Genomic DNA, 1442 nt, shown 5'->3' with positions numbered 1-1442 from the left:
CGAATACGGCGCCGACCTGCGCCATGTGTATGCCGTCATCGACGCTGGTGCCGCGGTTGACGATTGCGGAGGTGCCGCCGGAGCGTCCGGTGGCGGGGGCGGCCCGGGCGGGCCTGCATCCGGATTCTGCGGGGCGACGATGTCGTTCGTGCTGACGTCCGGTCGCTGGTCTGCATGCGGCCGGATACCGAAGGCCAGAGCCAGCGCCAACGCCACCAAGCCGCCGATGAACACCACTGCCACGGCCGCGATGGTCAACACCGACTTGCGGCTGCGCCGCCGGTGCGAAGGGGGGCCGGCCAGTCGATGGGCGTCGGACGCCGGGTCGTCTTCGGCGCTGTAGGCCAATTCGACCGCAGCGGCTGAGGAAGTCTGCGCGGCCGGCATCGAGACCGTCCGTGGCGCTCCCAGGTTTGCGTTCGCCGCGGCCAATGAGGCACCCCGCGCCAGAGCCATCTCGGATTCCTCGGGCGTAGTCACGGACAGTGCGGTCGCCGCCTCGAGCGTCGGCTTGATCGACGGGATGTCAACCTCGGAGCCGACCAGAAACACCCCGTCGGGGCGCGCCCTCATCGATTCAGCACCGGAGATCAGTTCGGTCAGCTCCGCAAGCGCGGCGTCGTCGCTGCCGGGCAGCGGGTGCCGGTGCAGGTCGGTGACCGTTCCGTCGGAGGTGTCGACGATCGCCAGGGTCGCGCAGGCAGGCTCGACGAGCAGTAACGCGGTGCGGGCCCAATTGGTTGCGCTACCCATGGCCTGCGCAAGCGCCGCGGCGGCCATGACGGCCGAGACCAGCATCACGTTCTCAATCTTGCGTGCCGCCAACGCGTCTCGCAGCGCCGCCGCCTTGACGGGATCGGTCCAGCTCACTCCGCTGGATCTGAGGCGATACCCGCCCTGAGCCGCGCTGTCTCGGGTCCCGAGGATGGCCGCGACGACGTGATTTGCTGCGGCGATGGGTGTTTCGCCGTCCTCGACGGTGAAACCGTTCTGGTCGACAGTCACCCCGCCGGCGGCTTCGCCTTCGACGAGCACCATGCGGACCGTCTCAGGCGCCATAGACACGCCAAGTACGACGTCCACCGCTCCTCCAAATCGTCCAAATTGGTTGCTGCGCTATGCCAGTACAGCTACGTTGCCGCCACCTTGGGGCCTCGCGATTCGAGGGTCAACCGGGCACCTGGGAAAAAGTTCCGGCCGCGGCCACACCCTAGTCCGCCACCCTAGCGCGCCGGGTCAGACACGCGAGCGAACCGCCAGTGCGCTACCGATGGCCGAAGCCGTGGCCACCGCCGAAACCGTGGCCGCCGAAGCCATGACCGCCACCAAACCCATGCCCCCCGCCGAACGGACCGTGACCACCGCCGAACGGTCCATGGCCGCCGCCGAATGGACCGCGGCCGCCGAACGGTCCGTGACCGCCCAAAGGCCCGTGACCGCCC

The 1442-nt window shown here is 69.1% G+C and carries 1 protein-coding gene; it reads right to left on the bottom strand.

The genetic code is table 11. The features are described from left to right. Positions 1-1083: hypothetical protein (locus A5686_RS16610; protein ID WP_067936394.1), on the bottom strand; the 1083-nt coding region annotated here is incomplete at its 3' end. Positions 1084-1442 lie beyond the last annotated feature (359 nt).

This window comes from Mycobacterium sp. E2479, assembly GCF_001667925.1.
Classification (GTDB): domain Bacteria; phylum Actinomycetota; class Actinomycetes; order Mycobacteriales; family Mycobacteriaceae; genus Mycobacterium.
The sequence above is the reverse complement of the archived record's forward strand: the minus strand, read 5'-3'. Positions and strand labels throughout refer to the sequence as shown.